This window comes from Eisenibacter elegans DSM 3317, from assembly GCF_000430505.1.
Lineage (GTDB): Bacteria > Bacteroidota > Bacteroidia > Cytophagales > Microscillaceae > Eisenibacter > Eisenibacter elegans.
The window spans coordinates 1-26349 of sequence record NZ_AUMD01000011.1 but is presented as its reverse complement, the minus strand read 5'-3'; the positions used below and the strand labels follow the sequence as shown (position 1 = coordinate 26349).

Annotated in this window: 26 protein-coding genes; 15 read left to right on the top strand and 11 right to left on the bottom strand. The window is 46.4% G+C overall.

Annotated features, from left to right (window positions below; all coding sequences use genetic code 11):
• Positions 1-113: 113 nt before the first annotated feature.
• Both G499_RS0100670 and G499_RS0100665 read left to right on the top strand, forming a co-directional pair.
• Positions 114-890 carry a hypothetical protein gene (locus G499_RS0100670; RefSeq protein WP_026998341.1) on the top strand — a complete coding sequence of 259 codons (777 nt, stop codon included), beginning with the start codon at positions 114-116 and terminating at the stop codon, positions 888-890.
• Between the two features lie 44 nt (positions 891-934).
• Entirely contained in the window at positions 935-1963 is a 1029-nt protein-coding gene (locus tag G499_RS0100665; RefSeq protein ID WP_245576622.1) for an acyl transferase, read from the top strand.
• 88 nt (positions 1964-2051) lie between these two features.
• Here the strand turns inward: G499_RS0100665 and G499_RS0100660 are convergent, their stop codons facing one another.
• The gene (locus G499_RS0100660) at positions 2052-2669 is read right to left on the bottom strand and encodes a deoxynucleoside kinase (RefSeq protein WP_051295802.1); all 618 of its coding nucleotides are present in this window, start codon (positions 2667-2669) and stop codon (positions 2052-2054) included.
• Between the two features lie 199 nt (positions 2670-2868).
• The gene (queA, locus tag G499_RS0100655) at positions 2869-3921 is read right to left on the bottom strand and encodes a tRNA preQ1(34) S-adenosylmethionine ribosyltransferase-isomerase QueA (protein WP_026998338.1); all 1053 of its coding nucleotides are present in this window, start codon (positions 3919-3921) and stop codon (positions 2869-2871) included.
• 195 nt (positions 3922-4116) lie between these two features.
• Here queA and G499_RS0100650 point away from each other — a divergent pair, with 195 nt between their 5' ends.
• The 8 genes from G499_RS0100650 (at position 4117) to G499_RS0100615 (ending at position 13912) form a co-directional block, all read left to right on the top strand.
• Entirely contained in the window at positions 4117-5367 is a 1251-nt protein-coding gene (locus G499_RS0100650) for an ABC transporter permease (protein WP_026998337.1), read from the top strand.
• Positions 5368-5675: 308 nt separating this feature from the next.
• Positions 5676-6884: a DUF4271 domain-containing protein gene (locus G499_RS0100645; protein ID WP_211231573.1), complete on the top strand. Its 1209-nt coding sequence runs from the start codon at positions 5676-5678 to the stop codon at positions 6882-6884.
• A 65-nt stretch (positions 6885-6949) separates the two neighbouring features.
• A complete protein-coding gene (locus G499_RS0100640; RefSeq protein WP_026998335.1) occupies positions 6950-7744 on the top strand; it encodes a uroporphyrinogen-III synthase in 795 nt (264 codons plus the stop codon).
• 192 nt (positions 7745-7936) lie between these two features.
• Entirely contained in the window at positions 7937-8926 is a 990-nt protein-coding gene (locus G499_RS0100635; protein WP_051295801.1) for a PorP/SprF family type IX secretion system membrane protein, read from the top strand.
• A 173-nt stretch (positions 8927-9099) separates the two neighbouring features.
• Positions 9100-10293 carry a T9SS ring complex lipoprotein PorK/GldK gene (gene porK, locus G499_RS0100630; protein WP_026998333.1) on the top strand — a complete coding sequence of 398 codons (1194 nt, stop codon included), beginning with the start codon at positions 9100-9102 and terminating at the stop codon, positions 10291-10293.
• 115 nt (positions 10294-10408) lie between these two features.
• A complete protein-coding gene (gene porL, locus G499_RS0100625; protein ID WP_026998332.1) occupies positions 10409-11251 on the top strand; it encodes a type IX secretion system motor protein PorL/GldL in 843 nt (280 codons plus the stop codon).
• A 54-nt stretch (positions 11252-11305) separates the two neighbouring features.
• On the top strand, positions 11306-12901 hold the full coding sequence (gene porM / locus G499_RS18235; protein ID WP_081413579.1) for a type IX secretion system motor protein PorM/GldM: 1596 nt from the start codon (positions 11306-11308) through the stop codon (positions 12899-12901).
• A gap of 96 nt (positions 12902-12997) precedes the next feature.
• Positions 12998-13912 carry a hypothetical protein gene (locus G499_RS0100615; protein WP_026998331.1) on the top strand — a complete coding sequence of 305 codons (915 nt, stop codon included), beginning with the start codon at positions 12998-13000 and terminating at the stop codon, positions 13910-13912.
• Between the two features lie 188 nt (positions 13913-14100).
• Here G499_RS0100615 and G499_RS18230 read toward each other — a convergent pair whose 3' ends face one another.
• Positions 14101-14982, bottom strand: a complete 882-nt coding sequence (locus tag G499_RS18230) for a type 2 periplasmic-binding domain-containing protein (RefSeq protein WP_154658263.1) — start codon at positions 14980-14982, stop codon at positions 14101-14103.
• A gap of 22 nt (positions 14983-15004) precedes the next feature.
• Positions 15005-16204: a lipoprotein N-acyltransferase Lnb domain-containing protein gene (locus G499_RS0100605; protein WP_026998330.1), complete on the bottom strand. Its 1200-nt coding sequence runs from the start codon at positions 16202-16204 to the stop codon at positions 15005-15007.
• Positions 16205-16584: 380 nt separating this feature from the next.
• On the opposite strand from G499_RS0100605, the gene G499_RS0100600 reads away from it, so the two are divergent.
• On the top strand, positions 16585-17181 hold the full coding sequence (locus tag G499_RS0100600; RefSeq protein ID WP_026998329.1) for a thymidine kinase: 597 nt from the start codon (positions 16585-16587) through the stop codon (positions 17179-17181).
• Positions 17182-17447: 266 nt separating this feature from the next.
• Entirely contained in the window at positions 17448-18158 is a 711-nt protein-coding gene (locus G499_RS0100595) for a 2-phosphosulfolactate phosphatase (RefSeq protein ID WP_026998328.1), read from the top strand.
• Positions 18159-18391: 233 nt separating this feature from the next.
• On the opposite strand, the gene xerD is transcribed toward G499_RS0100595, so the two are convergent.
• The 4 genes from xerD to G499_RS18220 all read right to left on the bottom strand — a co-directional run bounded on the left by xerD (position 18392) and on the right by G499_RS18220 (position 22240).
• Positions 18392-19357: a site-specific tyrosine recombinase XerD gene (xerD, locus tag G499_RS18225; protein WP_051295797.1), complete on the bottom strand. Its 966-nt coding sequence runs from the start codon at positions 19355-19357 to the stop codon at positions 18392-18394.
• A 169-nt stretch (positions 19358-19526) separates the two neighbouring features.
• Positions 19527-20129, bottom strand: a complete 603-nt coding sequence (locus G499_RS0100585) for a NifU family protein (RefSeq protein ID WP_026998327.1) — start codon at positions 20127-20129, stop codon at positions 19527-19529.
• A 136-nt stretch (positions 20130-20265) separates the two neighbouring features.
• Positions 20266-20949, bottom strand: coding sequence for a zinc metallopeptidase (locus G499_RS0100580; protein WP_026998326.1), 684 nt, complete (start codon positions 20947-20949; stop codon positions 20266-20268).
• A gap of 145 nt (positions 20950-21094) precedes the next feature.
• Positions 21095-22240: a zinc dependent phospholipase C family protein gene (locus tag G499_RS18220; protein ID WP_342663909.1), complete on the bottom strand. Its 1146-nt coding sequence runs from the start codon at positions 22238-22240 to the stop codon at positions 21095-21097.
• 267 nt (positions 22241-22507) lie between these two features.
• On the opposite strand from G499_RS18220, the gene G499_RS18215 reads away from it, so the two are divergent.
• Positions 22508-23617, top strand: coding sequence for an endonuclease/exonuclease/phosphatase family protein (locus G499_RS18215; RefSeq protein ID WP_154658261.1), 1110 nt, complete (start codon positions 22508-22510; stop codon positions 23615-23617).
• Here the strand turns inward: G499_RS18215 and G499_RS0100565 are convergent.
• Together G499_RS0100565 and G499_RS0100560 are read right to left on the bottom strand one after the other, a co-directional pair.
• Positions 23598-23990: a hypothetical protein gene (locus tag G499_RS0100565; protein ID WP_026998325.1), complete on the bottom strand. Its 393-nt coding sequence runs from the start codon at positions 23988-23990 to the stop codon at positions 23598-23600. The genes G499_RS18215 and G499_RS0100565 overlap by 20 nt on opposite strands.
• Positions 23991-24089: 99 nt before the next feature.
• Complete coding sequence (locus G499_RS0100560) at positions 24090-24416, bottom strand: HesB/IscA family protein (protein ID WP_026998324.1); 327 nt, start codon at positions 24414-24416, stop codon at positions 24090-24092.
• A gap of 123 nt (positions 24417-24539) precedes the next feature.
• Here G499_RS0100560 and mce point away from each other — a divergent pair, with 123 nt between their 5' ends.
• Positions 24540-24953 carry a methylmalonyl-CoA epimerase gene (mce, locus tag G499_RS0100555; RefSeq protein WP_026998323.1) on the top strand — a complete coding sequence of 138 codons (414 nt, stop codon included), beginning with the start codon at positions 24540-24542 and terminating at the stop codon, positions 24951-24953.
• Here the strand turns inward: mce and G499_RS0100550 are convergent.
• A complete protein-coding gene (locus tag G499_RS0100550) occupies positions 24950-25807 on the bottom strand; it encodes an SDR family oxidoreductase (protein ID WP_245576621.1) in 858 nt (285 codons plus the stop codon). The two genes, mce and G499_RS0100550, sit on opposite strands and share 4 nt — an antisense overlap.
• Before the next feature lie 154 nt (positions 25808-25961).
• On the opposite strand from G499_RS0100550, the gene G499_RS0100545 reads away from it, so the two are divergent.
• On the top strand, positions 25962-26349 hold a 388-nt coding region (locus G499_RS0100545), incomplete at its 3' end, for an Rpn family recombination-promoting nuclease/putative transposase (protein WP_026998321.1).

Below are 26349 nucleotides of genomic sequence, written 5' to 3'. Positions count from 1 at the left end.
AATCCATAAACCAAAGCCGCTTGATTTTTGTATTGAACAAAAGAACTGCTACAGACAAATCTGCTTGATCCACACCTAAGCATCTTATTATCAACTTTTTTCCTTCTTAATTTATGAAATATCTCAAAACAATTACCCCTAACCTACGCCTAGCCACACTGTTAGTGCTTGTGTTGAGCTTTCAGGCCTGTACTATAGAACAGCATATTCATTTTAAAGAGGACTTTTCGGGGAAATTGTCCCAAAAAATAGACCTCTCCGGCCTCAAGATGATGGGCGAAATGTTTAAGCAGAATAACGAGGATACAGAAGACGAGTCAGCACAGTTTACTCCTTATGGGGATATGTCTGAGCTTGATAAAAACCTGGGCCAAGCAGTAGATTCGCTAAAGGAGATGTTTGCCCAAAAAGGGATTGATGGCATCAATAACTTGCAGCTAAAGTCTGATAAAGAGGGGCTGATAGAGCTGGTGTATGATTTTGAGAACCTCCAAGCTCTCAATGGGATGTATACCGGCCTAAAGACTGACGGGATAATGCCTTCGTTTTTGGCTAACGAAACCCGTACCGTGCCTGAGCAGCCCAACAACAAGCTTAGCTTCCAACGAAAAGGCAAAAAACTGATTTTTGAGCTCCCCAGCATTCGTCAAGGAGGGCTTGATAACGACCCTATGCAAGAAGACCTTGGCAGCAACCCAATGGGCTCTATGATGACCAATATGTTCAAGACCAAAACCACTATCTCTTTTGAACGCCCCATCGCCAAGGTCAAGGTCAAAAATCTTGATGAGTCGATGAGTGTCCGGCAGCAAGAGCGTAGTTATACCATTGAGAGCGACTTGACCAACCCGCCCAAACAACCCGTTATCATTACTTTCAAACTCAAGTAAACACCACTCCGGAGTCGCTATCGGCTCCGCTTTTGCCCGATACGATGTCTCTATCTCCCGAATCTCCTGATTTTGTCATACAATTCCGGCAGGCCTTGCTTTGTCATCCGGTCAATACACCCGTGCCCGATGCTTGGGTGATGGCGCTTTTCCACTACCAAGCCCAAAACAACCCTGTCTATGGTCAATTTATCGCCTACCTTGGGGTAGACCCAACAAGTATTAGCCAGATTACTGATATTCCTTTTCTGCCCATAGAGCTATTCAAAACCCAAAAAATCTTGACGGACAGCGCTCTAACAGCCGATAGACTCTGTTTTGAGAGCAGTCGCACCACCGGACAAACAGCCAGCCGGCACGAAGTACCCAATACAGGCTTCTACGAACAAATAAGCCAGCTAATTTTTGAGGCTCAATATGGCGCGCTCACAGGCTGGCATATCTTGGCGCTCTTGCCTTCTTATTTGGAACGGGGCGGCTCTTCGTTGGTGTATATGGTACAGCACTTTATCGGGCAAAGCCAATCGCCCCTGTCAGGCTTTTTCTTACACGATACAGATGCACTGCTTGAACGGTTGGGGAAGGCCTTGGCTGATAAAACCCGCCGTACGCTCCTTATCGGAGTAAGTTTTGCCCTACTTGATTTGGCTGAAGCTCAGGCACTTGACTTGGCAGGGGTCGTTGTAATGGAGACCGGCGGGATGAAAGGTCGCCGTGCCGAAATCACCCGTCAAGCACTACACCAACAGCTCCAAAGGCGTTTCAACACAGACACCATTCACTCCGAATATGGGATGACCGAGCTGCTATCACAGGCATACTCACAAGGCCAAGGGATTTTTACATTGCCACACAGTATGCGTGTGCTTATCCGCGAGCCCAACGATCCTTTCAGTTATCAAGCCCTAGGGCGTAGTGGTGCGCTCAATATCATTGACCTCGCCAATATTGAATCTTGTGCTTTTATTGCAACACAAGACCTTGGCCAATCGATTGATAACCAAAGCTTTAGTGTATTAGGCCGTATGGATAATAGTGATATACGGGGCTGTAACTTGATGGTCAGTGTTTAGGGATTGACGAGTTGCGATTGATGAGTTACGAGTTTGGATTGAATCGTAACTCGTCAATCGTAAATTCCAAATCGTAAATCATAAGCCTCTAAACCTCTAAATGTAGTTTATCAGCTATTGTACGTATGATACGTTCTTGGACAGCTCCCTCCTCTCTAAAGTCAGCATCATTGACATCAATGACTAGCAGCTCCGAGAAGTCGTAATTTTTGAAGTAATGCTCATATTCTTGGTTGAGCAACTCCCAATATTGCCTAGGGACAGCCTGCTCAAAGTCTCGTCCGCGCTCTTGAATACGTTTGATGGCATTGTCGACATCAATCTGTAGGTATACCATCAGTTTTGGGCGAGCCACATGTTCGAGCATATTGAAGAGCAGTTCTTCGTAGAGCTCAAACTCCTCTTGAGACATCTTGCCCTGCAACATCAGCAAACGCGCAAAAATAACATCGCCATAGATGCTTCTGTCCATCAAGCAGCTATTGGGCAATGCCGCCGCTTCTTTGAGCATCCGAAAGCGTTTATTTAGAAAATAAACCTGCATTGGGAAGCTGTAGCGCTCTTGGTCGTGGTAAAATTTGGCCAGCAGCGGATTGTCATCTACCGGCTCTTTAAAAAAGCTGAAGTTCAGTTGGCGGCACAAAATTTCGCCCAGCGTAGTTTTGCCTGCGCCAACCACTCCATCAACACAAATCAATGAGTCCATAGTGCTATCGACTAATACATTTTGCCTAAAAAACACGGGATAATAGTCCATGCTTTAAGAGTATGGTTCAGCGGGCACTTGCCCAAACAGGGAAGCCCCGCAGAGATTAAACTTATTTTGAAAAAACAACAAGGCTGACCCTAGCACCTGCCGGTGTGTCAGCCTTTTGATAAAAGCTTCTTGGAATATCCTTCTTCGCTTAGATAATCAACATCGCATCGCCATAACTGAAGAAGCGGTATTTTTCTTTAATCGCCTCTTGGTATGCCTTCATGACAAGGTCATAGCCTCCAAAGGCGCATACGGTCATCAGTAGGGTCGACTCAGGTAGATGAAAGTTGGTTACCAAGGCATTTGGAATCTTAAACTCATAAGGAGTGAAGATAAACTTGTCCGACCATCCGTCGGCTTCTTTCAAATGCCCACTGGCTGATACTGAGGATTCGAGCGCCTTGAGCGATGAGACCCCTATGGAACATACCCGCTTTTTGTCGTCGAGAGCGCGGTTGACCTTGTTTACTGTGCTGCTTGGGATGGTAAAATTCTCCGAATCAGCCTTGTGTTTGGTCAAGTCTTCTACTTCGACATTTCTGAAAGAGCCCAGGCCAATGTGTAGCGTAAGTGGTGCGATTTCTACTCCCAGTATTTCCAGCCTTTTGACGAGCTGCTTGGTAAAGTGTAGCCCTGAGGTGGGTGCAGCTACAGCGCCTACGTGTTGGGCGAATATAGTCTGAAAACGCTCTCTGTCGGCGGGTTCGGCTTTTCGCTGGCCGTGGATGAGCTTGGGCAACGGCGTTTCTCCCAGCTTGTCGATTAGCTGGTAGAAGTCGTGATCGTCTTTATCATATAAAAAACGGATGGTACGCCCGCGTGAGGTAGTATTGTCAATCACCTCGGCCACTAGCTCGCCATCTCCAAAAAAGAGCTTGTTACCTACGCGAATTTTGCGGGCAGGGTCAACAAGTACATCCCAGAGGTGGTTGGTAGGGTTCAGCTCCCGAAGCAAGAAAACTTCTATCTGAGCGCCGGTCTTTTCCTTGCTGCCATAGAGCCTAGCCGGAAATACTTTCGTATCATTGACCACAAAAACATCGCCCTCGTCAAAATACTCAATAATATCTTTGAACATCCGGTGTTCAATCTTACCACTATCTTTGTGGACGACCATCAGTCGAGACTCGTCGCGGTTGGGCGCTGGGTGTAGCGCCACCAGACTATCGGGGAAGTCAAACCGATACTCAGAAAGTTTCATCATGTGTGGGGAACCTTTGATTGCTGTAAGAGTTTTTTAATAAAAAAGCATTGTCTAAAATCTAAGCCGCTCGTTTTGCGAAGCGCGTAACTAGGGCTTACATCTCAAATAAATAGGCAAAATTAGGGAATAGTTCCGTAGCTTGGTTATTTTTGTGTGCTAAAAAATACGACTACCTACTGATTGCTTCAAAAAATGATATTTGTACTTCGTCAAATCTATGAAAGCTTCCGCTTTGCGATGCAGGCGCTACGAAGCAACCTCACACGCACAATCCTATCGTTATTAGGTGTTACGGTGGGTATTTTCGCTATTGTGGCTGTATTTACGATAGTAGACTCGCTTGAGCGCAGCATTCGAGAGGACATGTCCTTTATTGGCACCAATGTGATCTACATTCAGAAATTCCCTTGGTCTTTTGATGGCCCAGACTACCCTTGGTGGAAGTACAACCGCCGCCCCAATAACAGCATTGACGAGTTCAAATTTTTAGAAAAAAACACCAGCCACGCCCAAGGAGTAACCCTTTTGGTACAGCGGGGCAACGGAGTAGTCAAACACAAGAGCAACAGTATCAGCAATGTTTTGGTACAAGGTGTTTCGTTTCAATATGCTCAGGTGCGGGAGGTCAATATTGCTTCGGGGAGGTATTTTTCACCTCAAGAGATTGAGCGTGCTCGAGCGGTAGCCATTATTGGCGCAGATCTGGCCGAGAGCCTTTTCCCCGGCCAAGATCCCGTCGGCAAGTCTGTTTCTTACAAAGGGCTGCGTTTTGCCGTTGTTGGCGTAATGCAGAAAGAAGGCGCTAATATTTTTGGTGATACCTCCAATGACATCCGCTTTATTGTTCCTTACGGAGCGATGGCCAAAATCTATGCTTTTGGTCGCCGTGGTATTAGCCCTACGATTGCCCTCAAAGGACGAGATGATGACGCAGGCTTGGTAAAGCTGGAGAATGAAGTACGCGGCCTACTCCGTGCTAAAAGAGGGCTCAAGCCCACTCAGGAAGATGATTTTGCCATCAACCGTACCGAGTTTTTTGCCGATGCGATTACCTCCCTCTTCGGTGTTATTAGTTTTGCCGGCGGGATTATCGGCAGCTTTTCTATTCTGGTAGGAGGCTTTGGCATCGCCAATATTATGTTTGTGTCTGTCAAAGAACGTACTAACCTCATTGGTATTCAAAAATCCTTGGGCGCCCAAGACTATTTTATCCTAGGGCAATTCTTGTTCGAGGCTGTCTTGTTGAGCCTCATTGGCGGCGTAGTCGGAGTAGCGATGGTATGGGGACTGACCCTTATCCCCCAAGATATCCTAAGCCTGAATATGAGCGAACGCAATATGATGATAGGCTTGCTGGTGGCTGTTGTGGTGGGGGTATTGTCGGGAGTGGCTCCTGCTTGGATAGCCGCCCGTCTCGACCCTGTAGAAGCCATTCGTTCTTGAACTTGTAGTGGCAGTGCTTTTCTCAAAAAACCCTGTTCACTGTTCGTTTTCCTAGCCTATTGCCATACTCCAATGTAAATTATACCCAATCAACATTGACTTGAGCAATATATCCGCTGAAAATCCTTGAGAATCAAGAGAATCAAATCAAGTAAATCCTCAAATCAAGAAAATCTTGGTATGGTTTGGGAAATTAATCTGCGGAAAATCATCAGTCATCAAGAGAATCAAATCAAGTAAATCCTCAAATCAAGAAAATCTTGGTATATATTTGTGGAGTTATGATAACAACAAGTACAGCACCAACATTGAGCACATTGCTACGCCTCTGCCTTATTTTAGGATGCTGGTGGGCGCTTGGCTTGAGCACTGCCACCGCTAACGCCAAAACCGACCTGCCCCTCCAATACACCAAGGTCTATGACATCGCCCATACTTGGCAAGTATATGACGACAATTACCAAGCATATGTGCCTTATATTGCCCGCCGCCACGGCAACACCAAAACCGCCAGCCTATGGCTTGACCTACAGCAATACGAAGGCTACCACCTCGCCCTATACACCCCCAAGGATGTAACCTTATTTATCAACCAAAAACTGGCGCAGATGTATTCAAAAGAGGCTTGGGTGATTTTGCCCATCGACAGCCTCCGGCAGGTGTATCCCACAACACCCAAGCTATTTTTTACCATCTATGACCAAGAGCTGCGCCTCCCTTTGGGTAAGATCTGGATTGTCAGCAAGGCTGTACAGCCGCGCCAGCTATCCAACCGCCAAAAAGAAAACCTACAAACAAATACGCAAAGTCTTCAAAATAAAACCACAAACCCGCTCCTGCCCAACTTAGGCGACATCAAAAACTTTATTGGCATCTTGCTGGTGCTCCTGTTGTTGTTTTATGCATTGATGCGTAACCTCGCCCCCCGCACATTTGATTTTTATCATGGATTACGCAGCAATTTTTCTTATACCAGCCCCTTTGAGAGCAGCACAGCCCCCATCAACATCCTTGGACTTGGTAGCCAAGGCATGCTCCTGCTCCATAGTTTGTTATTAGCCCTGTTTTTTACCTTGGGCCAACGAGACATCCTAGGTTTATTGTCCTTCCGCATCCAGTTTGTGCAAGGCTACGAACTCCTAGCCAACTTTAGCAACTTCTTTATTGCCAGCGGCCTGATATACTTGCTCTTAGGTGCCAAATACGCCCTGCTCTCCGTCTTCAGCCTTCCGATGAATACCCGCAACCTAGCCGCCAAACACTTTAGCGAATATGTGCGCGTAGCCAACTGGTTCTACCTTATCTGCACCTGTGCTGCATTAACGGCCTTTTTTGCCGAAACAATGCCACAGCCCGCCTGGATATATACCTTCGTAACCTTCCACATAGCCCAAAGCTTATGGGTTGGCTATCATACAAATCGAGAAGCGAAAAATAATAGTTTGTATTTATTTTACTATCTTTGCATCACAGAAATCAGCCCCCTACTCATTGGGGTAAAGTTTCTCTTATTTTAAAAATTCCAAGACAGACAACCCAGTCAGTTTAGTTCTTAAATTGCCCACGGAAATTTTCAGAGCGCATGAGCGAGATGCAAACCAACACAATCAGAGACAGCCGCTTGAAAAAAGTAACCAGCCTTTTAGTTTCACAACCTCCACCCGCTGATTTGCAAAAATCACCCTACAACATTTTAGCCCAAAAGTATAAAGTTAAGGTTGATTTTCGCCCCTTTATTCACGTAGAGCCGGTTTCTGTCAAGGAGTTTCGCAAACAGAAAATCAACATCCTCGACTATACAGCAGTCATCTTCACAAGTCGAAATGCTGTAACTCACTTCTTCACGATGTGTAAAGACCTCAAGATAGAAGTGCCTCCAGAGATGAAATACTTCTGTGTGTCTGACCAAACAGCCTACTACCTCCAGAAATACATCACTGTACGCAAGCGCAAAGTGTTTGTAGGCGAAAAGACGGCCTCCGATCTCTTCGATGTGTTCAAGAAACACAAAAACGAGAAGTATCTCTACCCCTGCTCCAACATTCGTAAAGACGATATTCCGGCTTTCTTAAAGCAAAGCAAAATCGAACACCAAGAGGCTGTCATGTACAAAACAGTCTCCAGCGATTTATCGGATCTTTCGGATGTAAACTACGACATTATCGCATTTTTCAGCCCCTCCGGTATCCAATCTCTTTTTGAAAATTTCCCCGATTTCAAACAAAACGACACCCGTATCGCCGCCTTTGGACCTACTACCGCCCAAGCCGTACGCGATGCTGGCCTAATATTGGACATCGAAGCCCCTATGCCCAATGCGCCCTCTATGACCGGCGCTATCGAAGAGTATATCAAACTGGCCAACAAGATTAAATAACCCCCTGTCTGCCAATACCATCAGATACCCCTAAGGGCTGCTTTGCCAAATAGAAGGCTTTGTAGGGCATAAAGTTTGGAAATTAAGCGTTTCTAAGTTTTATATTCTGCAAAGCCTTCTTTATCTTTAGTGCCAAATCACGCAAAGCCAAAACGATAGCCAACCTTTTTTGGTTGTTAGGACTAAAACAGTATGAGTGCAAAACTACCCTTCTTCATCTATCTGTATGGGTTCGGCCTATGGTTATTTACCAGCCTGCTTTGCTACCCCTTATACGCACAGCAAGACCCTCAATTTAGCCTGTTCTTGCTCAATCGCCAATACCTGAACCCCGCCTATACAGGTAGCGAGTATGAGCGCAACATCTCCCTCACTCACCGCAGCCAATGGGCAGGCTACAATCCCTCCTTCGACCAAGGCGGCGCTCCCGTTACGCAAGTGCTGTTGGCCTCTACCCGTATTCCCCTCCTGCGTAGTGGCATCGGGCTGACAGTGGTCAACGATGCCATCGGCGCACAAATCAACCGCGAAGTACAACTCTCCTATGCCTACCATTTCAAACTCCCCATAGCCGAGCTATCACTAGGCCTGAGCGGCGGCATCCAGTCCCGAGGGCTTGACTTCAACAGGCTGCGCCCCGTCGACAATAACGACCCCATCATCGGCCAAGGAGATGCCTCACAAATACTACCCGACCTCCACGCCGGAATTTATTATAAAAGAGAGCAACTTTTTATAGGCGCAAGCGTAAGACACCTCAACGAACCTAACTACAACTTCGGATTCAGTGACCAACAAAACCTACTCAAACGCAGCGCCTATCTTATGGCTGGCTACGAATTTCGCTTGGCCTACGCTTGGTATCTTACCCCTTCAGCGCTTATCAAATCAGATTTCAGCAACTTTTCAGTCGATATTAATGCCATTGCAGCCTACCAAACCTACAACACCAAATTTTGGGGTGGCTTCGCTTATCGCTACCAAGATGCCTTCAGCGTAATTGTTGGCTCAGATTTTGCCGTGGGCAATAATCAAATGCGTCTAGGATATGCCTTCGACTATGTCCCCCAAGGGCAAGTTGCTAAATCTCCTACCTCTCACGAGATTAATGTGGCATACATCTTGCCTGTGGCTCCCTTGAAAAAACCTACTATCATAAGAACTCCACGCTTCAGATACTAAGATGATAACCTGTACGTTATACCCCCGAAACTTAACCCTGAAAACATCGGAAATTTTTCGTTTTTTTGAAAATTAGTATGAAGTTTGCACCCAAGAGAGTAACTACCACAAAATCAATAAAGTGTTCGTAAGTTTTTAACCCACAAACGTGTATAATAAATTTTATAGGTGTTATGAATAAATCAAGGTCGAATTACCGATGGATGCTGCTGACGCTTCTCGGCTTTGCTGTTTCCTTGCAGAGTTGCGGATTGTTTGGCAAGAAAAACAAGGACAGCCTTGAAAGCCGCATCAACGGTTCAAGAGGCGAGATATACTCCTTCAGCGATGTCCGTAAGAACTATAGCCAGTATATCCCCAGTGGCATGGTGGTAGTCCCCTCCGGTACTTTTCACATGGGGCAGGCTGATGAAGACCCAGCCTCTTCGCAAATCAACTACAACAAGCAAATTACTATTAGTGCCTTCTTTATGGATCAGACAGAAGTTACTAATAACCAATACCGCTTCTTTGTAGACCTCGCCATCGCTTACTCAGGTGGTGACCCTGAATCCGACGATGCCGCCGAGAGCATCCCTTCTGACTACGAAGAGGAAGTAATGAACAAGATTTTTGAAAACCAAGCTACTGGTAGCCTTGATGTGCCTAGCTTTGATGATGTCAAAAAGAAAATTCACCCCGATGTAGACCTCTGGGTAAAAGAATATGCCCACCACATGGGCGACCCGCTGATGGAGTATTATTATATGCACCCAGCTTTTGACGACTACCCTGTAGTGGGTGTGGATTGGTATGCAGCCAACCTCTTCTGCCAATGGCGCACGCTACACTTGAGCTACTACAAGCAAGTTCAAAAAGGTGAGCCTTATGCCGCACCACGCTTCCGCCTACCAACCGAAGCAGAATGGGAATACGCCGCACGTGGCGGCCGCGATATGGCCAAATACCCTTGGGGCGGCCCTTATGTACGTAATACCTTAGGATGTATGCTCGCCAACTTCAAACCCGGGCGCGGCAACTACTACGACGACGGTTTTGCCTACACAGGCCCAGTAGCCCAGTACTTCCCCAACGACTACGGTCTCTATGATATGGCCGGCAACGTAGCCGAATGGTGTCAAGATGCTTACTATGAGTCTTCAGTACCAGTAGTGTGGGACATCAACCCCGTGTTTAACCCGCCTACCTCCGAAGAAGCTGGTGATTTGCGTAACCGCCGCGTCGTAAGAGGTGGCTCTTGGAAAGACATCGCCTACTATTGCGAAACAGGTACCAAAACTTGGCAACACTGGGACTCGGCCTCTACTTCTATCGGCTTCCGATGCGCCATGACTTACCTCGGACGTTCTTCCGGCGACGAGTTTTAAGCAAAAATGAGTTGGGTTTGTTGCATCGTATCGATGCAACACTTAACTTTAGAACACAACGAACCACATACACAATTATCATATCCATTAATTATCACTTAAATCTTGACTAACAATGAGTGCAAACAAAATGAGTACTTATGAGTGGGTATACGCTCAAATCGTTCCTCGTGTAACCAGCGCAGGGGCAGCCCTTGTAATCGTGGGTGCCTTGTTCAAAATTATGCACTGGCCATTCGCAGGCGAAATGTTGACCGTAGGTCTACTTACAGAAGCTTTCCTGTTCCTTTTGGGTGCAGGCCAGCCTATTCCTAATGAGCCACACCGCCACAACTGGGAACGCCTATTCCCCCAACTCAATGACCCTACCTCTAAAGGTCTAGACCTCAGTAACCTCGGAAACCTCCCCGCTGCCAAAACTCCCGGTCAGGATGTCTCTGTCGTTACCAAAATGCAAGCGCTTGAAAAAGCTCTCGCCGACAAAGTAGATGGCAAGATGATTGACCAGTTTGGCAAAGGAATGACTGACCTCTCTGAAAATGTCTCTAAAATGAGCAAACTAGCTAACGCCTCTGTTGCTACTGAAGAATATAGCAAAAACTTGAAGCTAGCCTCTAATGCTATCGTAGAAATGAATAAGTCTTTCCAGACTACCGTAACTACCATGCAGTCGCTCTCCAACGCATCTAATGATGTGAAAGCTTATCACGCACAGTTGAAGCAGTTGACCGATAACCTCAGCGCCCTCAATACAGTATACGGCGAAGAAGTGAAAAACACAAGCAAGAATATTCAGCTTATGGGACAATACTACCAACAACTATCTGTTGCTATGCAGAGTGTCTCTGAGTCTAGCAAAGACACCGAGAAATTCAAGCAGGAGCTTTCCGGCCTCACCAACAATCTTACTTCCCTCAACAAAGTGTACGGTGGTATGCTGGCAGCCATGAAAAGCTAATTGGGTTGTATTCAAATAAAATATTTGTCGAACCAATAAAAACAATAGCATACTATGGCTGGAGGAGCAAAAGAAACCCCAAGACAGAGAATGGTGGGCATGATGTACTTGGTACTAACAGCGATGTTGGCACTCCAAGTAAGCTCGTCCATCATGGATAAGTTCATATTCCTAAACGCAAGTTTGGAGAACTCATTCATCGCAGCCGAAAACTCTATCATCGCTACTTTAGAACAAATTGATAAAGAAGCTAAGGAAAGCCCAGAGGACAAAAAGCTGCAAGCGAATGTGAAACGTGCCAACGAGCTTCGCACAAGGTCAAAAGAAATCATTGACTACATGAAGGATCTTAAAAAAGAGCTGATTGAGTTTGCCGGTGATGGCATTGACGAAGATGGGGTAGTGAAAAACCCCAAAGAAGAGATGAAAGTGGAGCAGACAATGGTTGGCCCTGTTGGCGCTAAAAATGGTAAAGGCTATGAGTTGGAAAGCAAAGTCAACGGCTTTGTTCAGTGGCTCAATACCACTTACAAAGAAGAGCTTGGTGCTGACCACCCACTACCTATTTTGGCCGAAGGCAACCAAAACAAAGCTATCTATCGCAATGACCCCATACAACGCGATAAGGATTTTGCCAACGCCAGCTTCCAAGCTACTCCTGTAGTAGCGGCTCTAGCAGTATTAACGCAGCTACAGTCTGAAGTATTGCGCTACGAGCAAACCATTCTCAAAAAATTAGGTGCTGAAACAGTTCCCTTCGATGATTTGGGCGTGGCCGTAGCCGCAGAGTCTAACGTGCTTTTCCCTGGCGAAGAATTCAAAGCTAAAATGTTCCTATTTGCCACCACATCTGCTAAGGTAGATATGACTTTCAACGGCAGCCCCATCGAAGTAAAGAACGGTGTCGGTGAAATCACCCAAAAAGTAGCTGGTGGCGGCGGATATGACGGTGAAGGTAAGCGCAAAGTAGCCTGGAAAGGTACACTTTCTTTCAAATACAAAGGCAAGGATAGCTTGTTTACCTATGAAGGAGAATATGTAGTTGTAGCGCCTAACTTCCAAATCGTTACAAGTACGCCTCCAGTATTGTATCTCAACTGTGCCAACGGACTCTCTACCATTTCTAACCTTGGAGCTAACTACAACCCTCAATTCAACGCCTCTAATGCTCGCGCAATCCCTGGAGGTAAAAAAGGTGATGTGGTGGTTGTTCCAACCTCACTAGGTAAAGTAGTAGTTACTGTAACGAACGGTGGCAATATGTTGGGTGATAAGGAGTTCCAAGTGAAGCCTGTTCCCCCTCCAACAGTAGCTCTAGTAGGCCCTAACGGCCCCATTGATACAGAGAAGCCGATTCGTGTAGGTGGTACTTTGAGTATCCAAGCGATTCCTGACCAAAACTTTGCTGAATTGCTCCCCAACGAAGCTCGCTATAACGTAACCTCAGTAGAAGTTACTCAAGTGCGCGGCGGAGCAGCCGTAAAATCACAAACTTTTGGCGGTGGAGCGATCAACTTCGGAGCCTTTGACATCCGTGCTGGCGACGGCTTCAGCGTGAAAGTGCTGGGCGTACAACGCGCAATGTCTACTGGTGGTGTAGAAAATGTTGACTTGAAGCGTGGCCGTATTATCAGCTTCTTTGCCCGATAATCTTACAAACCACGTGTGATATGTACGAAAGTATGCCGTCTGTACGTTTTTGATGAGCAGATGGCATACTTTTTAAAGTTCAAAACGGTGATTGTTATGAAAAATTTATTTGTCTTTGGTATAGTTCTGATAAGCCTACTGAGCTTGTCTATGCCAAGCCAAGCGCAAATTGGTGAGCTGGGCTACAACCCCCTCTCTATCAGAGCTGATGAAGAGCTGCGCTATATCTACGGACAGCCTATCTATGAGGCCGACGTAATGTACCGTACGACGCTCTGGCGCAAAATCAACTTAAAAGAAAAGCAAAACCTGCCCTTCTTCTCGCAAGGTAATGAAATCACAGCCTTGATTATTCGTGGCGTACGTGAAGGCAAAATCACACCTTATGACTTTGACGGTGGGCCTTCTTCGGATGGGGTATCTAACCCTATCGAGCTAGAAGACTTCGAGAAAAAAATCGAAATTGATGATCCTGACATTGGCGTAGTACCGGCCAAACCCCGCGAAATGTCAGTGCTTGAAATTCGTGAAGACCTGATCTTCGACAAGCGCCGCTCACGTATGTATTATGACATTCAGACGGTAACTGTTTTTATTGAAGCCGCCGCATTTACAGATGGAGGGTCTCTGGCCTTCGACCGCCCTGTGGCTACTTTCAAATTTAGCGACCTTTACCGTTATTTTAAGGAGATTTATGACCAATCGCAGTACGAAGACCGTACTGATGACACCGGGCGCACAGTCGCTAGGGGTGGTACTGCTCAGGCTGTACGTGGGCATTGGGTAAACCCTTATAACCCTCGCCGCCACATGAGCTTGGCTGACGCTTTCGAGCTGCGCTTATTTAGCTCTCGTATCGTAAAGGTGATTAACCCTGAAGACAAAAATCTAGTTGAAATCATCAGTGATGAATATCCTGATGCTCCAGACAAAGCCCGCCGCGTATTGGAGCTTTCACAACAATATGAGTATGATTTGATGGAGTATGAACACAATTTGTGGGAGTTTTAACGTTGTATGAATGAGGCTCTTTTGGCCTTGCACTTTTTATTATTCAAGAATAAAGGAGCTGCTTATAGCAGCTCTTTTTTTATTGTAGTTTTTCTAAATTCACCTACAGCTTATGTGGCTCGGTTTTGGGGCTGCTCACAAAGTACCGCATACTCTCTCAGCGCCAAAGCTCCAAGCTGCTTTTCCCACTACAGCTGTGTGGCTTCTTGATAACATTGATGTATTTGAGCTTCGGATAGCATAGGAGTTGCGCCACAACGCATCAAGGTGTTGGCTGTATGTCTGAACTGTACTTCGCTAAATATGGCTTGGGTACTCCAGCGGACATTCTGAAGCCAAGCCTCGGCCTCGGTCTCCAACAAGCCAAATCGTTGGGCAATTACTTGCGCCAGCGCCGGATTGAGACGCAAGGCTTGTGCTTCTTTTGATACCAATCCGTGTAATTGTTTTAAAGTAGCAGCTTGTTTATGAGCCCATTGCTTATTAGCAGCCATCAAAAAACAAGGCCAAGGCGTTGGGCATATGTCAATTCGCTTGAGCAGCCCTTGGGCAACATAGGGCTGTGTCATCCAGCGCTCCCACAAAATCACTTGTGCTTCATCGGCCTGTATTGCTTTGACAGCTCCCTCTATCCCTCCTACAACCTTAAACTGCTCTTCCTTTAAGTTTTGCCCACGTTGTTGGGCTTCAACCATTGCCATCAGATGCGACCCAGAGCCTAAGCGACTCACTGCGTAGGTAGATTGTGTTAGCTCGCTCATCTGCTCATAAGGCGCATCGGCACGCACAAAGCAGCCCCATTGTAGTGGACTTTCTACATAAATGCCGATGATGGCAAGCTGACTGTGTGGTTTGAGAGCCTCTTTGACGATACCCTCTGTAAGGGCGATAATCACATCCGCCTTACCTTGATGTAGGGCTTCGAGCATAGCACCCGTACCACCGGGATAGTCTTGCCACTGCAAATGGATGCCCTGAGGAACTAATGATTGCTTGTGGATTAGTTCGTACCAAGGCAAGTTAAAATGCTCAGGTACTCCGGCTATTGTCCAGGTGGAGGTAGTCGACATACACTTAACGTTAGGGGTGGTGTTATTTCGCCCATCGATATACTGCCCAGCAGCGTAGCGCCAAGGCGAGCATTATGGGTATTAGACTCGGGTGTAGCGGTTGTGGATGTAGCGGCCAAGTAAACAATACCAACGCATACCAGATAGTGGCCAAAAGCGCATAGAAGCGCGCATAGTCGGGCAACTTCTTGCTCCCCAATACCACTATCATCCAAAGGGTGTGTAAGGGCACAGCCCAAGTCAAGTTCCAGTTTTGGGGCAAAGCTTGGTGATCAGTACCTACCCAAAGCAATACAAAAAAGCACCCTATCAGTCCGACAGTGCCAAGCAGCAACGAGTCCGTCCAATAAGACAAACGACGGCGGCGATAGTCGAGCCAGGTCATTGTAGCCGCAAAAACCAAAATCAAGATGCCTAGTATCCATGGGCCAGTCAAACCAGTAGGAACTGTAGCCTCAGGGGGGGCTTCTAAGAGCGAGGTTGTACGGGCAACGAAAGGTTGTGTTTTGCCATCTATGCGGATAGTAGCTTGGTCAAAAGCTTGTTGGAGGTATTCGGGCAAAAACAAATACTCGGCAGGTTTGGCGACCCTGTCTGTAGGCAAACCCAGAAGCAGATTGATCCCAAGGTCAATCCATGGGCGGTGTGCCAGATACGGATGGATGAGGTCGCGGAAAGTCTGCTTTTCGGGAAAGCCTTCATAGCTCCACCCAAGGTCTGCTCCTAAGGTTTTTTGAAACAAATCCCGCACCCTAGTAGAGCAATTATCAAAAAAGAAATCGTAGGGGTAATACTTGTTTTCGGGCAGCCGGTTGGTTTCTAATGCCTCAAAAATAGCCTGTTTTTGGGCTTGCGACAGATTGAGGACTTGCTCCGAAAGGCCACGCCCTTCTTCGGCATAGAGATACATCAGCCCTGCATAGCCTCGTGAAGCTTCTAGCTGATATGGCAAACGACCACTGGCAAATTTGAGATAGAAATTGGGGGTGTCAAAATCAAAAACACCATAATTGTAAACCAAATCCATTCCCATCAGCGGGTCATATACACGCACAGCACTATGCCCAAAAGCGGCATAAAGCGGCTGCCCGGCAGTGCCGGTGATGAGACTGATTTGAGATTGCTCAGATAATTGTGGATAATGCTCTTGAGCATAACTCCAGAAGCTATAGGTAGACAATACCCATAGGCATACCAAATGTATGAATATAGTGAGGCGCATTTTGAGGTCAGAAAAAGTGGCTTTATGTGGCAGCAAATTAGGGATTGCCTATCGGATTTACAAGCAATTGAGTAGGTTCGAAGGCCTTACTAGCAAATATGTACCATCTTCATCCAAAAGACATCAGGAATCTTCTGTAAGTATTGCTTCAACCCTTGTAGGCTTAGGCCTAAAAATACGCCAAGGAAAAAATCATTAAATATCAGCATAATCATCTAATTATCAGTATATTATATTCATATATAGTCTACAGTATTGCGCTAGCTAGCCAATATTAGATGCCCGATATTGGCTCAAAAATACCTACCTTTGCAGATAAACTATTTGTCTTGCTCTTTTCCTGACTTCCGCAACAACTCCGTTTGCGGCGACTAAAAGATATGTTTTTAGAACCTAACCTCGACCCCAAGGCCGAACAATCATCTCAAGGCTGGATAGAAGTCATTTGCGGCTCTATGTTTTCGGGTAAAACAGAAGAGCTCATCCGCCGCCTAAACCGCGCCAAGATAGCCAAACAACAAGTAGCTATTTTTAAACCTTCTATTGACAAGCGCTACAACGTCAGCCATGTGGTTTCTCACGATGCCAATGCCATTTACTCCGTTCCGGTACAACACTCCACCGACATCCTGACACACATCACCCAAACACAAGCGACAGTAGTGGGTATTGATGAAGCACAGTTTTTTGATGAGCAAATCGTAGAGGTGTGTACCCAGCTAGCCAACAAAGGCAAACGCCTCATTGTCGCCGGTTTGGATATGGATTTTCAAGGGAAGCCCTTCGGGCAAATGCCAGCATTGATGGCCGTGGCAGAATTTATCACCAAGCTACACGCTATCTGTGTCCGATGTGGGGGCGTAGCCAGCTATTCTTACCGCTTGATTGGCTCCGAAGAACAGGTCGTATTGGGCGAAACAGATGTGTATGAAGCACGCTGCCGCAATTGTTTTCACAATGAGGCCTCAGCGGATTAAGCACTATTTATCAACCCAAAAACATCTGTGATTTTCGGCTTAATATTTTTGCCACACCTCTCTGACTGGAAAGCCCACAACTTCGCAGCGGGCGGAGGTAGGCAAAAACTCGGCTTTACATTCCTATTATCTCAAAGTCAGACCTTTGCGGGCTGCATTTTCGAAAATATCCGCTGGCATCTACTTTTGCTAGCACACCCCTGCACAGCAAATCACTGAAAATCAATTATATACCGACATATTTTATCTATTCTTGTCCCAAATATATGCGTACACTTGATGTTTGCCTGACCCCAGATTTGCTACCCTTGTATCCTTTGGGGGGTAAAATTGCCGTAGTCATAGATGTTTTGCGAGCCACCTCTTGTATGGTAACGGCTTTTGCTCACGGGGTAGCCGCTATTATTCCTGTAAAAGAGCTGGAAGTCTGCCGTGATTGGCAAGCCAAGGGTTTTTTGGCCGCTGCCGAGCGTGGTGGGCAAAAGGTCGAAGGCTTTGACCTAGACAATTCGCCTTTTAGCTATATGCAAGCCTCCCTCCAAGGGCAAACAGTAGTTATGACGACCACCAATGGCACTCGCGCCATCGAAGACGCACACGAAGCCGAGGCGCTCATCATTGGGGCTTTCCTCAACAAACAGGCCGTTATCGACTATCTCTATCAGGCTACGCAATCGGTTGTCCTTATTTGCGCAGGCTGGAAGGGTCGGGTGAATATGGAAGATATGCTTTTTGCTGGAGCTGTGGCCGAAGCGCTCCACTCTAGCCACCAACTAGCCGATGATTCGTCCATACTCAGCCGCAGTGCCTATCAACAAGCCAAGCCACAACTCAAGCAAGCCTTAGAGGGCTGTGGGCACTTTGACAGGCTCAAGGGCTTTGGCGCTGAAAAAGACGTGGATTTCTGCTTACAAGAAAACCATTATGCCCACATATTGCCCATTCGCCAAGGAGACCGGCTTGTTCGCCACCAATAAATTGCTGGTATTTTCACGCCTCTGGACATTTTTCAAATTACCCCCAAAATGAGGCCTCAGCTTTTCTCGGAGCTGGAGCTCCGAGCTACTTTTCCAAAAATGTCCAGTGGCGTGTGGTATTTTTTATCTACACTAGCAGTCTCTCACAAACAATACCTTATCACCACACCTTGAAGCTTCTCCACACTTGCGCGGGGAGCTACTTGGGCTTGGGTGTCTAAGCCACAACAGATTTAATCTTCTCCGAGCTTATCTTCAGCAATATTTGGACTCGGAGGAGCCTCCGTTGGTGGTTTTGCGGCAGCCCTTGGATGGAAATCCGTCAATACTTGGCGGAGATAGTCGCGGTCTAGATGTGTATAAATTTCTGTAGTCGTGATTGACTCGTGCCCGAGCATTTCTTGTACGGCGCGCAAATCAGCGCCTCCTTCTATCAGGTGGGTAGCAAAAGAATGGCGAAAAGTGTGTGGACTGATATTTTTGCGCAAGCCCGCCTTCTGTCCCAACTCTTTTACAATCATAAACACCATAATACGCGAAAGCGGCGTACCATTCCGGTTCAAGAACACATAATCTTCGTATTCCGATTTGATGGGGATATTTTTGCGGATATACTCCAAATAGATTTTGAGATAATGTTGCGCGGAGCGCCCAATCGGCACAAAGCGCTCCCTATTGCTCTTGCCTATAATTTTGATAAAGCCGATGTCTAGGTATAAATTACTGATTTTGAGGTTAATCAATTCGCTTACACGCAGGCCGGAGCTATAGAGTACCTCTATCAGCGCACGGTCGCGAGTACCTTTGGGGCGCGAATGGTCGATGACAGCAATGATGGCATCTACTTCTTCGACCGAAAGCACATCCGGTATTTTCTTGCTCATTCGAGGGCCTTCGACCAAGCCCACAGGATTTTCTTGGATGATATTTTCGGTCATCAAAAAACGATAAAAGCCTTTTATGCCCGATAAGATGCGCGCACGGGAAGCGTCGGCCACACCAAGCTCGGCCAAATACGCAAGAAATTCACGGAGGTGTGCCGGGGTAAGCTCGGCAGGAGAGAGCGAAAGTTGTTTGAGCTGGCAATAATCAATCAACTTACGGATATCTCGAAGATAAGCTTCCACAGAATTTGGCGACAGCCCTCTTTCAAGCTTCAAATAGTTTTTGAAAGGGGCAAGGTAAAGAGTCCAATCCAAAGGAATTATTCGTTTAGTGTTACTGAGTAACAGTATAGGTGATGTGTCGGGTGAATACGGATAGGAGGCAATGGTATTGCTTATCGAGTAGGGGGTTAAAGCAAGGAGACGTAGGGCGGCTCTGTGATATTAAGCAACACCATACGTCTCAAGGAGTAGGGGAATATGATTAAACTTCTTCGGCAACGACTTCCTGTACCTCGTCAGGCAACATACGCTTGAGCAAGTTTTCGATACCGGCTTTGAGGGTAATCATAGAAGAGGGGCAGCCGCTGCAAGCGCCTTGCAAAGATACTTTGACTACACCTTCATCGTAAGAGTGAAACACAATAGCACCACCATCCGACTCTACAGCGGGGCGCACATATTCATCTAAAATACCTTTTATTTTTTTAACTACCTCCGAATCAGTCGTTTGGCCTTGCTGGAAAGCGCTTTCATAATCTTTCATCATTTGAACACTGAAAAGTGGCTTTTCGGTTTCAAAGTATGTTTTGAGAAAGCTTTTGACTTCTCCGGCTACCTCGTGCCAGTCGGTGGTATCGTCCTTGGTGATGGTAATGAAGTTATTCATCATAAATACCCGTTGTACAAAACCAAATTCTTGGAAAAGGTTTTGCGCCAAGGGGGCTTGCGCAGTGCTGGCTGCGTCGGGGAAGTCAAATGTTACTCCATCAGGAACCAGCATTCGGTTGAATACAAACTTCAGAGATAGGGGGTTGGGGTTGGCTTCTGTATAAATAGAAAGGGGGAGTTGCGTAGTAGATTTCATATCAGAAAGGGATAATCTGAGAGACTGTTTTAGATTGGGGTACAATTGTACATAAGGCAAACAAAAAATCCGGCGGATAAGTTTTATCTGCCGGATTTGTGCGAAAAAATATACGTTTTTGAACTAAGCGATGGCGCTAGTCGCGTCCCATAAAGATAGACACATAATACAAGAGCATTGCCAACGAACCGAGAGCAGCCACCACATAGGTCATTGCTGCCCATCGTAGCGCATCAGAGGCCATCCCATATTCTTGGGGAGAGGCAATGCCTCGGGCTTCTATCCACGCTAGAGCGCGGCGACTTGCATCAAACTCTACTGGGAGGGTGATAAAGCTGAAGAGCGTAATGACCCCATAGCAGGCAATGATAGTCAGTAAAATCGTCGATGCGCTGAAGAGGTTGTACGCAAATCCGAACAAGCTTGCGATGAAGATAAAGTTCATCACACTGGCGCTAATGTTTTGTAGGGGAACCATCGCCGATCGAAATTCCAACATACTATAAGCAGTGGCGTGTTGCACGGCGTGGCCACATTCGTGAGCAGCTACAGCAGCTGCGGCAGCCGAATTGCCATAGTATACATCTGGGCTAAGATTGACAGTACGGTTACTAGGGTTGTAGTGGTCGGTCAATTGCCCTTCCACACACATCACATCCACGTCATAGATGCCGTGATCGGCCAGCATTTGTAGCGCGATTTCGCGCCCTGTCATATTGGCACGTAGCCCTACCTGCGAATAGCGTCTGAATCTAGACTTGAGAGTTTGGCTAACAATCAAGCTCAAAAGGAAGAAGAATCCTACAATAATCCAGAACATAGGTTTATCGTGTTTTTAGGTAAGAGATAATATATGCTTTGCTTAATCATTAAACTGAAAACAAAGCTTTCTTGTTCCAAGACTGAAAATAATGTGCCAAAAAAGGATGCCTGACAATTTGTCGTGGGAGTTTGTTTTTGTGGGGTTAGTGTTGGTGGTCGGTACAGGTATTGTGTAGGTGTTGCCTTGGTTTTTCGAAATCATAGTTGAGTAGCCTCTGAAAATCAGGGCTTTGGTAGTCTACCTCGGCGCTGTGCCCGTGGTCGCAGCGACAGGTTCGGATTTGATGATTGTGTGCAAGGTTGTCCATTATTTTGCTCTGCCAAGGCATCATCAAATAACTGAGTGTTTCGTGTGGACGAGCCAAGATACGTTGTTCTTTTTGGCGTTCTTCTTCCATTTCTTTCATTTCTTCTTCGAGCACTTTCTTGCTGATGAGCCCTTCGAGGTCAGGCTTACCTGCGTCAACCCAACAGGTATACCAGAAATCGCCAACCATTTTGATAGAAGCCCTGAATCTCCGTTCTACTTGTCCAGCCAACATATTGTGGTAGGCTTCCGAAAAGGGGCGGGAATAGGTTTTGATGGTAGAGCGCCCACGCTGCTCAAAACTATACTTTTTGCTTTCGTCAAAGCGCTCTGTCAGGATACGTTCAAAATCAAACACAGAATCTAGCGCCATATGTGCATTGATAACAGCCTCCCATGCGGCCAACTGTGTGTTTTCGAGATAGCGTGCCTGCCCCACAAACAAGTCATACTCATTTGAAAATAGCTCGGGCAGGCGTGATTCCCAAAAACCGTGGATGCCCCGTTGGTTGGTAAATTGCCCGTTGTAGTTTTCGGTTGTATGTAGGGGCACGTTGATGTCGGCCACATAATGCCCCAAATCACTAGAAAGCCTGAGGATTTCGCGCGCATCGCGGCGCTCAAAGGCACGTGTAAGGCGGTGTTTCATATCCTCTACATTCCAAGGTCCTGTGCCATACTCTAGTAGGGTATCTGCTCCAAACTCGGCTACGGCATCTTTCCAATAGCGCGGCAGCTTGTGGATGGCGGTTCCTTTGCCACCATAGTACTTGTCATAGACATCGGCATCGATAAAGTGTTTGGGTGCTTCCCCCTCTACCGCATAACGACGCGCATCTGGGTTTACGGCCTTTTCGGTGATATAAATGATGTAGTATTTGTAAAACACAATCATTTCAGGGGGCAGGGTAAATACTGCTGTTCTGTTGATCAGCCTATGTCCAAAAAAGCCCCAAGCTTGTGAATAGTTTGGTATTAGCATCAGAAAGATGAATAACCAGCAGAAAATCAGTTTTTTGCGTAAAAAAATCATACAACACTCGGCTTCAATCGTGGCTTATAATTTATTTTGAGAGCTAAAATAATGAATTTGAGCCGATTGTATATGCTAACAGCGGTTATTTTATTGTTACAAGTGATTAGGTGAATCTTTCAGACCTATACATTGGGGCTGTATCATCCCATATTTTTAGTATTTTTGGCCTTGGCACTGTTTTTTGGTGGCATTGTTGCTGCTTTTTATCTCAAAATGGAAGAACTACTACCTAGACCTTTCTGGAGCGGCTTTCGGGTGCGCTTCAATATTTTACTCAGTATCATCACATTGATTGCCTATGCAACTACGTATATCCCTCCGACAGATGGCTGGTGGTGGTTAGGGTTTATCCCTTTTGGTATTCCGGGGCTTTTGTTATTGCATTTGGGGGTGATTGCCTACTGGCTATTTGTCAATCCCTCAAAAGCATTGATTTCGGGATTGACATTGTTGGTCGGGATGAGCTTTGTAAAGAGTACTTTTACCTATACCTTCCCTCCTGAGCGGCCAGCAACAGCCAATCATTTTGAGGTTTTGAGCTACAATGTACATATTTTCAATGTATATGAAACACCCAATGAGGCCAACAAACAAAAGAGCCGAGCGATGATTGACTGGGTGGCCAAGCATCCTGCGCCCATCAAATGTTTGCAAGAATACTACCATTCCGACCAATCGGAGCTGTACAATACCTTGCGCCCTATCGCTCTAGAGCGGGGTTATAATGTATATGTGAATTCGATAGAAAACCTGCGGGATAAGCGTGGCTTTTTTGGAGTGGCTATTTTCAGCAAATATCCTATTGTGCGGGCAACAGAAATTCCATTGGGCAAAAAATCGCACCAGAAGGGTATCTTGGCCGATGTACAGATTGGCGCAGATACGGTTCGAATCATCAATGTGCATTTACAATCGATGAGTATTGATGAAAACCAACTATTTGATGCTATCGAGGACGAAGAAACACGCCGCGCCTATGCTGAGACGGCCCAGCGAATCCGCCGGGGAATGGGCATCCGCGCTACTCAGGTACAGCTCTTGCTCCAAGATTATATCCTCAACAGCCCCTATCCGGTAGTGATTTGTGGCGACTTCAACGAGATGCCCTACAGTTATGCCTATATGCGCCTACGCCGCCATTTACATGATGCTTTTGGCTATGCCGGCAGGGGTTTTGGGTTTAGCTACAACGGTAGGTTGTCTTTCTTACGAATTGATTATCAGTTTTTTAGTGAAGGATTACGCGCCAGCACTTTCCGTACACGCCGCGATATTACCTACTCCGACCATTTTCCGCTAGAGGCTACTTATTATATTCCTTAGGGAAACTCAACTCTATGACCATGTCCACGGCACTGATACGTAATTGTAACATTTGCTCCAATCCGGCTTCTGTGTGATATCCCTCTTGGCAGTGCGCACCAGATTTTATATAATAATAATAAAATTTTTGATTTCGCTCATAAAGGCGTTGTTTGTCGGGTTTGCCCAACAACAGCTGTATTTGCGCTTGATTGAGGCCTTTGAGACGCTCTCTTTGCTGGTATAGTGATGAGACAAGCGCTTCACGCTGCCCTTGGCAAGCATATCGGTCAGCTTTCCAGACCTTGGTATCAAAATTATCCAGATGCGGGGCTGTTTCGCATCCGCTCAGTAGTATCAAAACCAACAAAGTCAAAAGTAGATGAATACGCATATTTTCAAAGTTTTCGGTAGCCTACGATTACAAACACAATAAAAGCCGGCCTTAGAAAAGCCGGCATTTAACTATTAAACTATACATTATGAAAAAAAGCTATACAGCAAAACTCTCGCCACAGCCACAAGTTCTAGAAGCATTGGGATTGATAAACTGAAACCCTTTGCCGTTGAGGCCGTCACTGAAGTCGAGCACTGTACCCAAAAGGTACAAAAGACTTTTCTTATCCACAAGTATCTTGACATTTTTGTCTTCGAAGACCTCATCAGTAGCCTGTATTTGGTCATCGAAGCTAAGGTCATACATCAGACCAGAGCAGCCGCCACCCTTCACAGAGACGCGTACGTTGTGCGCTTCTGTATAGCCGTCTTGTTGACGGAGTGTGGCCAATTGTTCTTTGGCTTTATCGGTAACTTGTATCATAAGGCAAAAATTGTTTTCTTGGTTGAGCAGACAGAGGCAGGCCATCAATTCAAAGTTATTTGACCTAACTTTGTAATGAGTACAACCTCATTGCAAAATAAAAAGTTTCCAAACATTTTTCCAATGCTCAAAGTAGAACATATCGGCATCGCGGTCAAGGATTTGGCCAGTGCCAACGAATTATTCAGCAAACTACTCAATACCAAGCCTTACAAAACCGAGACGGTAGCGTCAGAGGCCGTCAGTACTTCTTTTTTTGCCGTAGGCGAAACCAAGATAGAATTGCTGGAGGCTAGCGCACCCGACAGCGCCATCGCTAAGTTCATCGAGAAGCGTGGCGAGGGAATCCACCACATTGCCTACGAAGTAGCCGATATTGAGGCCGAAATGGAGCGCCTTCGTGCCGAAGGCTTTACCCTGCTCAACGACAAACCTAAGCGTGGCGCAGACAACAAGCTGGTTTGTTTCCTACACCCCAAGTCGAGCAATGGTGTGTTGGTAGAACTGTGTCAAGAGATTCGCACCCCAAGCCACTAAATCAGCTTTAGCCCGCTCAGTGCTTCGCTTACTTCCCAAAGCTTTTCGGCTTTTTCGGGGTTTTGTGCCAAAGCGCTGGGCGTTCGAGGTCGCTTTTTGTCAAAGTATAGGCCATTGTATTGCGCAGCCTCCGCAGCTGTAGCAAGATACAGGCTGGTTTCGGCTCCTTTTTGGGCGCTAATCATCATCGGGCGCGCCAACTGAGCCAATACCTTAAAAAAGCCTGATGATGTAGAAGCAAACCCTGTGGCTACTACCCCCGGGTGTAGGCTGTTGGTAGTGATATTAGTGCCTTCCAATCTCTTAGCTAAACTCTTGGTAAACAAGATATTGTGTAGCTTTGAAAGGCCATAAGCCTTCATAGCACTGTATCCACGTTGGAGTTGGAGGTTGTCAAAATCGAGTTGGTTGCTAAAGCGGTGTGCTTCTGAAGCCACATTGATGACACGCGCCTCGGGAGCGGCCTTGAGCATCTCAAACAACACCTGTGTGAGGGTAAAATAGCCCATATGATTGACGGCAAAGGTCTGCTCCCAGCCATCGGCGCTCAACTCACGACGGTTGCCAGCAATAAACCCGGCATTGTTGAGCAGGATATCAATATGTGGATACGCTTGTTGGATGGGCTCAGCTACTGCCCGAATCTGCGCTTGGGAAGCCATATCAGCCACAAAAATCTGTATGGACTCGTTGCCTGTTTGGCGAATAATTTCTTGGCGGGTAGCCTCCCCTTTTTGGGGGTTGCGCACAATGAGGCCTAGTTGTGCGCCTTGGCGCGCCAACTCCAAGGCCGTTACTTGACCAATGCCAGAAGTGGCTCCGGTAATAAGGCAGATTTTTCCTTGTATTGTCATGAGTGTTAAAATGGGGTTGGTTTGGGTTGTCCTATCCAAACCTATTTACACTCCAAATAGTTGGCATTGATTGCCAAATATATCTGTAGACACAGCCTCACATCCTGTACTTCATAATTCTCTACTTCATAACATTAACCTTATTTACAACCCTATGACTCCTGACAAGCCTTACGGTCGCTATATCGACCTTTTCACTGATTTTGGCTTCAAGCGTATCTTTGGTACTGAGCGCAACAAAGACATCCTTATCGACTTCCTCAACACCTTGTTAGCCAATGACTTGCCGCCTATCAAAACCCTAACCTACCTCGACAAGGAAAAGGCGGGTAAAAAACAAGAAGAACGTAAGGCGATTTTTGACCTCTTCTGTGAGGGTGAAAACGGCGAAAAGTTCATCATCGAACTCCAACGGGCGGCGCAAAGCTATTTCAAAGACCGAAGCCTCTATTATGCCGCCTTTGTCATTCAGGAACAAGGCCGCAGGGGTAAAAATTGGGACTACTCCCTCACACCCGTCTACAGCATCTCTATCATGGATT